Origin of the sequence: Nostoc flagelliforme FACHB-838 (assembly GCF_014698065.1) — a bacterium.
Taxonomy (GTDB): domain Bacteria; phylum Cyanobacteriota; class Cyanobacteriia; order Cyanobacteriales; family Nostocaceae; genus Nostoc; species Nostoc flagelliforme_B.
Genome location: NZ_JACJSI010000284.1, coordinates 1 through 7,592 on the forward strand (window position 1 = coordinate 1; position 7,592 = coordinate 7,592).

A 7,592-nucleotide genomic window follows, 5' to 3' on the forward strand; every position below is an offset into this window, starting at 1 on the left:
TTTAGGTAAGGCTGGTAGTATTGCCTACATAGATGCTATTGAACAAATTACTGCAAGGACTAAAATTGAAGCTTTAGATCGTTCAATTGAGACTCTCAAACAGGGTTTAAAAGATTTAGTCGAAGAAACTTCCAAATATAATAAAGAATAACAGTGGTTCGCGATGGAATGTCGCGAACCACTCTTTCTTTTCCACATCCCGTGAAAAGTCAGCACCAAAAATGGTTTGCCTATAGGTATACAAATTGTCGCTGCAAAATATCAAGATTTACTAGTGTTGCAAGCAGCTAAAGCTTATGAAAGTATTTCTTTTTTCATCATGCCCTTAGCAGTTGAAAAACCGTTCCTTCATGATGAGGTTTTGAATTAAGAATTGATAGCCGAGCGCGAGTTGAATAATGAGAAAGAGTGTAAAAGCTTATCGAAATTTAATTAATAGCTCATTCAGGGCTTCTATATCAATTAAAAAAGCATCGTGACCATAAATTGATTTCAGCAAACCTAGTTGAGCATTAGGAATTAAATCTGCTAATTCTTGTTGTTCTATCGGCGGATAAAGAATGTCAGAATCAATAGCAACAACTAAAGCTGGTTGTTTGATGCTTTGCAAAACAGATTTATAGTCTTGACCTTGAGCGATATCATGACTATCCATCGCTTGGGTGAGAGTGATGTAAGTATTGGGATCAAATCTCTCTACTAGCTTTTGACCATGATGTTGTAAGTAGCTAGCGATCGCAAATTGGTCAGCAGAAGCATCATACTGTCGTCCAAAACGATCTGTAAAGGTCTGCCAAGAACGGTAAGCACTCATCGCCATCATCCGCGCTACAGCTAATCCTTGGTTTGGTGGCTGTTCTGGTGTGTAGTCACCCCCAAGCCAATTGGGATCGGCATAAATAGCTTGTCTTTGAGCTTCACTTAACCCAATACACCAAGCTGAATGTCTACCGGAAGTGGCGATAGGTGCGATCGCTTCCACGATTTCTGGATATAACAACGCCCATTCTAATACCTGCATCCCACCGAGTGACCCGCCAATAACTAGCTGTAAAGATTTAATTCCCAGGTATTTAATCAGTGCAGCTTGTAAGTTAACCATATCCCGAATCGTAATCGCTGGAAATGAGCCGCCATAACGGATTCCTGTTTGGGGATTGATGCTAGTTGCTCCCGTAGTGCCATAACAACTTCCCAATATATTGCTGCACACAATAAAATTGTGATCGCTATCCAGTGCTTTTTTTGAACCTAACAAACCTTCCCACCAGTCATCCGCATCAGCCGAACCAGTTAAAGCATGACAAATGAGCATCCCATTATCGCCTTCTAAGTTTAACTTTCCCCAAGTCCGATAAGCGACCTGAACCCCAGTTAAAACTTCACCTCTTTCTAACTCAAATGGCATCGGCAAATGATAATACTGAGTTTGTGGTGAAATGAAGTGCTGATAATTCATCTAGAACAGGGAATAGGGAATAGGGGAACTGACGAGGAATAAAAGAATAATGACCAATGACCAATGACAAATGACTAATGACTAATGAATTGAAATGCTTGCTCAAAATCTTCTTTGATATCGTCGATGTGTTCGATACCCACTGATACACGCACCAAATCAGGTGTTACACCGGCGGAAATTTGTTCCGTATCACTTAGCTGTTGATGGGTTGTGGAAGCAGGATGAATCACGAGGGTTTTAGCATCACCAACGTTTGCTAGATGACTTGCTAATTTGACATGATTAATAAAGGTTTTACCCGCTTCTAATCCGCCCTTGATACCAAAATTTAAGACACCGCCAAACCCGTGTCTGAGATATTTTTTGGCTCGTTCATGATAAGGGTGATGCGGAAGTCCTGGATAATTGACCCATGCTACTTGTGGTTGCTTTTCTAACCACTGGGCTAATTCTAAAGCGTTGCTCACATGGCGGTCTACACGCAGAGAAAGAGTTTCTAATCCCTGTAATAACAGAAAGGCGTTAAATGGACTCAATGAGGGGCCAAAATCCCTTAACCCTTCTACTCTGGCACGGATAATGAAGGCAATATTACCAAATTGACTACCGACACCAAATACTTCTTGAAAAATCAGCCCGTGATAACCGGGGGATGGTTCAGTAAAAACGGGAAATTTGCCATTACCCCAGTCAAATTTACCAGAATCGACAATTACGCCGCCGATAGAAGTGCCGTGACCACCAATCCACTTAGTTGCAGATTCCACTACGATATCTGCACCGTGTTCAATTGGTCGAGCCAGATATCCGCCAGCCCCAAAGGTATTATCGACAATCAGGGGAATCCCATTTTCATGAGCAATTTGGGCTAAGGCAGCCAAGTCAGGAATATTGAATTGGGGATTGCCAATGGTTTCCACATACAATGCTTTTGTGCGATCGTCGATCGCCTGACGAAATTTTTCTACCTCGTCTCCTTCAACAAGTTTGACATTTATACCTAAACGTGGTAATGCAACTTTAAATTGGTTATACGTTCCCCCATATAAAAAACTGGTGGAAACAATATTATCCCCAGCTTGTGCGATCGTACTTAAAGCCAAGAACTGCGCCGCCTGACCGCTAGAGGTAGCTAACGCTGCTACACCCCCCTCTAAAGCAGCAATTCGCTTTTCAAATACATCCGTTGTCGGATTCATGATCCGCGTGTAAATGTTGCCAAACTCTTGCAACGCAAACAACCGCGCCCCATGATCCGCATCGTCGAAAACGTATGACGTTGTTTGATAAATCGGTACAGCGCGGGCATTAGTTCCTACATCTGGTTCTTGTCCCGCATGGACTTGCAATGTTTCAAAGCGATATTTTTCAGACATAGAGAATTATTGGTAGTAAAAATATTTTGACAAACAGTCATAAATCTATCGGCTTTTAGTATATTATTATTCCTGCGTTAAGTCACCATCTGCTGAGTTATCGTTCTGAGGAGCATCTCATCTTTGCAAATATACCGGTCTCTTAGAAATAGCGGTTCATCTTGCAGACAAAGGTTGGCATAGCGTCCCACAGGAAAGTTCGTCTACGCGGACTCCAAGAATCTTAAACCCACCTCCGTGGGTTTTGTCTGTATAGCCGTGAATTCCATTCGCCAGGACAGGCTTTTTTGGCGAAGGTATTGTTGGAAGTCTCTTAACTTGGCAGATGGAACAGAGGGCGCAGTTTAATACCAACAGCAGTTCCAAACAAAGCGCAAATAATCCAAACCCAACCATGTAGGCTAGTGGAAGCTATAGCACTGAAAAAAGCACTGACATTACACCCAAAGGCAGTAAAAGCACCATAACCCATGAGCAATCCACCAATCACTGTGGCAATAACTTTTGATGAGGTAATTTGAGTTTGTAGTGTGAGTTTCCCTGCTAGGGCGGCGGCTAATAATGCTCCTAATATAATTCCTAGATTCATGACGGATGTTACATCTGCAAGTACACTATTTAATAATGCTGTATCACCATCCCAAAATTTACTTGTAGAGGGATTCCAGCCAAAAAATGTAGCGATTTTAGCTGTCCACAAAGCAAATCCCCAGGTAATGCGCCAAGGTTCTCCAGAAATAAGCAGTGTTAACCAATTAAGTACAGCTAAGGCTATTCCTCCTGTAAATAGTGGCCAAGGTCCAGAAAAAAATCGAGAGTAAGTTGGTGAGGGATGTTCTCTTGATGATGGTTTTCCCTGTTTACTCCAAAACCAAAGTAACCCTGTTAACAACAGCAATATCCCTAACTGTAAGACTACTGCACCTGTCCAACCGAGAGTTTCACTTAAGACAATTGGTTCAGTCTTTGGTAAACCAGCCCAAAGATGTCTGGTTAAACTAGCCCAGAATGCACCTAGACAAAATGTAGTTAGGGTGATGAGCATAGTGTAACTACCACCGCCAATAGTGTAGAGTGTACCGCAACCACAAGCTCCACCTAATTGCATCCCTACCCCAAAGATAAATGCTCCGATCGCTCCTGATATTCCCACAGGTGCGATCGCTCCTGCTACTTCTTGACCAAAAGCCTTACCAGCAGCTAACACTGGCGCAAATAGCACAGTAGCGATCGCTAACATCACCAACTGAGCATATATCCCCCGCACATCCCTGTTCACCAGCAGCTTACGGTAAGCAGAAGCAAAGCCAAAGCTAGAATGATAAAGGCTCACGCCCAACAAACCACCAATAATAAATAACGCACTTTGTCGCCAGCCATATTTACTTAACAAAACTACTCCACCTGTAAAAATAGCTAATGCGATCGCCATCACTAATTTTTGTGGACGGGGAGGTAATAAGCGGGATTCTGATGAATGTATATTCTCAACGCCACTACTCATAATTCAATTCAAAATTTAAAATTAGTCTTGTCAGATATAGCTTGCTGTTATCAAGTTAAGCAGCAAAACCCAACACCTGTTTAAGTGTTGGGTCTGGTATAATTGCCTACAAAGAGCAATCATTAACAAAAATTGAAGAACCTTGACTGGTCTAAAGAGACACAACCCTTTACTGTTTGTCTAACCTTCTGTCTGCTACCTTCTTCTAATTTAAGCTCCAGAGCGGTCTTTTTCTTGGTCTGCTGGTTGACCATCTTTACTCCGTTTACAAGCAACCAAACTATCTTGATCTAGATTATTATCAGCTTGACTAGCTTGGTATGTATCTACTAAGCCAAAAGTAGTTAGTAAAACGGCAAAAAATAGCATTGCGAATTTCATCATTTTATCCTCTAGGTTGAAAAAATATAGATCCTTTCTGAATCTATGCCCTATGCCTATTTTCGTACTAACCTAGCTTACCTGCTCTGGGCCAGTAGCAACAGGTAGGTCTGATTGAGTGCTGTACTCAGTCCAAGAACCTTCATAAACCCTAACTTTGGGATAGCCCAACAAATGTTTGAACACTACATATTGTAGAGTTGCTTCTCGTCCTGTGCTGCAAGTAACGATGATGTCATCAGCAGGAGTAATTTTCTTGTCAGCTAGGATTTTCTTGATTTCATCTAAAGATTTGAGCTTGTGAGGATTTTCTGCATCTGTAAAGGTTGGCCAAGGGATATTTCGCGCACCAGGAATATGTCCGTTCCGTAACCAAAGATTTTCCTTACCTTGGAATAAATCTGCGGGTCTAGGGTCGATGAAGGTAACGCCTTTGTTACCAATAAGTTTTTTTACCTCATTTAAAGAGACACGCACAGTAGGATTATCCTTAACTGTAAATTTAGCTACTTTATATTGAGGAAATTCCTTAGTTACTGTTTGGGATGCTGCTTCGTAACCTTTGTAGCCACCATCTAATACGGCTATGTCCCTTACTCCAGAACGTTCCAGCAAATAAGCTACCATCGTTGCACCTAAGACATCTCTGCCATCAGAGTAAACGAGTACACGGCTATTATTTGTGACTCCTGAATCGGCAAATATTTGTCCTAATCTTTGATTGTCCCAGTACTGTACTGGTAGACCTTCTTTAGGTCCACGAAAGGCCGTATCAGCAATATTTACTGCTCTAGGCAGGTGTCCATCTATATAGTCGAGAGGTAAATTACGAACATCCAAAATTCTAAGGTTTGGATTTTTGGCATTCTCTACCACCCAATTAGGCGAAACGAACTGAATCTAAGCGCTAGGTGTAGCTGAGAATGCTGGCACATGCAGCATGGGAGTAATTAACAAAAAAGCACAAATTGCTACTCCTAAAGCAAATAATTTGCTGTTTTTGAACTTTGCCCAAGAAAATTTCCGTGTCTTCATCATTTTTTTGAATATCCACATATACTGACTGAAAAGTGCCAGATTGAAGTCACATCTAGTACAATATAAATTGCTCGATTTGCAGAATTTACTAAAAATCGAGCGATAAACAGTATTTTATATTTATGTATGCCAGTATTTCATATACACAAGCAAAATACAAGTGCTGGAAATGCTAAAACAAGAGTTATGAGGGAAAGATGGAAAACCAAACAACCATACTGAAAAATCAACTTTCTCCCCTACACCCTTAGTCTTCAAGAATTTTATAATTCCCCAGGGTTGGGCCGCCAGCGTAAAACGTAGGTTTCTAAAGCGCGAACACCACAATCGAGGAAAACACTAATGACTGCTAAGACTACCAGTATTACCCAAGCTTGATCAACGTTCAAAATTCCCTGTGCTGACATCAACAGATAGCCTAAACCCTGAGTTGAACCAAACCTGATATGAGAATGCGATCGCGCATTTAATTTAATGGATAGATAAAATCGGCAACTGTTTCACGTTCGATCCAACCTTGTTTACGGTACAATTCTCGTTGATGTGATTCTTTTGCTTTTCTAATGGTGAAATTCATTTTTACCAACCATAAACAAGCAATTTGGGAATCTCATCTGGAGTATGGGCAATCAAATCAGCACCATGAGTTTTTAACTCTTCCTCAGTTCCGTAGCCGTAGGTGATACCAATTGTAGTCACGTGATTGTGCTTGGCTCCGATCATATCGTGTTTGCGATCGCCTACCATCACCACACAAGAAGGTGAAAGCTTTTCTGTGACTAAGATGTGATAAATCAAGTCAGCTTTTACACTCCGCGTGCCATCAAGTTCACTACCATAAACCCTATCAAAAAGCGATGACAAGCCAAAATGTTCAATGATCTGTGTAGCATAAATATGTGGTTTAGAAGTCGCAATAAAAGTTTTATAACCAGCAAAACGAATAGCGTCTAAGGTTTCTGAAATCTGGGGATAAAGGGAGTTTTCAAATAATCCGATCGTGGCAAAGCGGCTGCGATAAAGTGAAATGGCTTGTTCCAAAACTGTGTTATCCGAAGTCTTCAGCAACAGCGAAAAACTGTCTTTGATTGGAGGGCCAATACACCAATGTAATTCATCAGCATCGGGTGGTCTATAACCCAGTTCAGATAAAGCATATTGAATACAGCGAGTAATACCTGGCTTGGGATCTGTCAAAGTGCCATCTAAATCAAACAGAATAGCGTAAGTAGACATATTTCATAATTCGTAATTCGTAATTAATAACACTTTTAATTACCCTCTGTGCCTCTGCGCGACGGACACTTTGCTCAAATCGGGAAACCCACCTACGGAAGTGTCCTCTTCTGCATGAAATCAAAAATTAAATAGTTTACAAATTAATCACTAATTAACTCTTATTTTTGAGCAATTTTATGGGCTATGTTTACGTACAAAGCTTTCTCCACTCAACAGTGTAATTCCTAATGTGACAATACCAATCCCTAAGCTTTGGATTAGGTTTAAAGTTTCGCTAATTGTTGCCCATGCGACTAATGCTGTTAACGCTGGACTGCTTGCGCCGATGATAGAAGCCTTAGTTGCGCCAATCATGCGAATTCCCACATTATTGAAAGTGTGTCCGATGAAACTAACTAAACCAGAAAAAATGCTGCCAATCCACAGGGGTATCCAATCAAGTTGGGTGTTGGGAAGTGGCCAGAAAAGTAAGCTTACAGCAGAGAGTAGTAAAGTGCAGGTAAAACTAATCCAGGTGAAGGGAACTGGATGGAATTTTTCTAAACATTTTTGGGCTAGGACTTTATAAAACGCATAAACAACTCCAGAACCA

Annotated in this window: 9 protein-coding genes; 1 reads left to right on the forward strand and 8 read right to left on the reverse strand. The window is 41.1% G+C overall.

Translation table 11 applies throughout. The features are described from left to right. The first annotated feature begins 226 nt into the window (after positions 1–226). On the forward strand, positions 227–370 hold the full coding sequence (locus H6G97_RS40890) for a hypothetical protein (RefSeq protein WP_190946317.1): 144 nt from the start codon (positions 227–229) through the stop codon (positions 368–370). 48 nt (positions 371–418) lie between these two features. Here the strand turns inward: H6G97_RS40890 and metX are convergent, their stop codons facing one another. From metX to H6G97_RS40925, 8 genes are all read right to left on the reverse strand, one after another. After that, positions 419–1,459, reverse strand: a complete 1,041-nt coding sequence (metX, locus tag H6G97_RS40895) for a homoserine O-acetyltransferase MetX (RefSeq protein ID WP_190946318.1) — start codon at positions 1,457–1,459, stop codon at positions 419–421. A gap of 74 nt (positions 1,460–1,533) precedes the next feature. Further along, positions 1,534–2,838, reverse strand: coding sequence for an O-acetylhomoserine aminocarboxypropyltransferase/cysteine synthase family protein (locus tag H6G97_RS40900; RefSeq protein WP_190946319.1), 1,305 nt, complete (start codon positions 2,836–2,838; stop codon positions 1,534–1,536). A gap of 313 nt (positions 2,839–3,151) precedes the next feature. Continuing rightward, positions 3,152–4,342 carry a YeeE/YedE family protein gene (locus tag H6G97_RS40905; protein WP_190946320.1) on the reverse strand — a complete coding sequence of 397 codons (1,191 nt, stop codon included), beginning with the start codon at positions 4,340–4,342 and terminating at the stop codon, positions 3,152–3,154. A gap of 210 nt (positions 4,343–4,552) precedes the next feature. Then, the gene (locus H6G97_RS40910; RefSeq protein ID WP_190946324.1) at positions 4,553–4,726 is read right to left on the reverse strand and encodes a hypothetical protein; all 174 of its coding nucleotides are present in this window, start codon (positions 4,724–4,726) and stop codon (positions 4,553–4,555) included. Positions 4,727–4,795: 69 nt separating this feature from the next. Then, the gene (locus tag H6G97_RS40915; protein WP_338421953.1) at positions 4,796–5,599 is read right to left on the reverse strand and encodes a sulfurtransferase; all 804 of its coding nucleotides are present in this window, start codon (positions 5,597–5,599) and stop codon (positions 4,796–4,798) included. 425 nt (positions 5,600–6,024) lie between these two features. Then, positions 6,025–6,150 carry a hypothetical protein gene (locus tag H6G97_RS55100; protein ID WP_277883419.1) on the reverse strand — a complete coding sequence of 42 codons (126 nt, stop codon included), beginning with the start codon at positions 6,148–6,150 and terminating at the stop codon, positions 6,025–6,027. Between the two features lie 190 nt (positions 6,151–6,340). Next, positions 6,341–6,997, reverse strand: coding sequence for an HAD family hydrolase (locus H6G97_RS40920; RefSeq protein WP_190946321.1), 657 nt, complete (start codon positions 6,995–6,997; stop codon positions 6,341–6,343). 177 nt (positions 6,998–7,174) lie between these two features. Continuing rightward, positions 7,175–7,592 (reverse strand): DMT family transporter (locus H6G97_RS40925; RefSeq protein WP_190946322.1); only part of this gene is annotated, 418 nt, incomplete at its 5' end.

Excerpts from the sequence above, each read along its gene's own strand:
- H6G97_RS40905 (WP_190946320.1), bottom strand. The coding sequence starts at position 4,342 with ATGAGTAGTGGCGTTGAGAATATACATTCATCAGAATCCCGCTTATTA.
- H6G97_RS40920 (WP_190946321.1), bottom strand. The coding sequence starts at position 6,997 with ATGTCTACTTACGCTATTCTGTTTGATTTAGATGGCACTTTGACAGAT.
- H6G97_RS40910 (WP_190946324.1), bottom strand. The coding sequence starts at position 4,726 with ATGATGAAATTCGCAATGCTATTTTTTGCCGTTTTACTAACTACTTTT.
- metX (WP_190946318.1), bottom strand. The coding sequence starts at position 1,459 with ATGAATTATCAGCACTTCATTTCACCACAAACTCAGTATTATCATTTG.
- H6G97_RS40900 (WP_190946319.1), bottom strand. The coding sequence starts at position 2,838 with ATGTCTGAAAAATATCGCTTTGAAACATTGCAAGTCCATGCGGGACAA.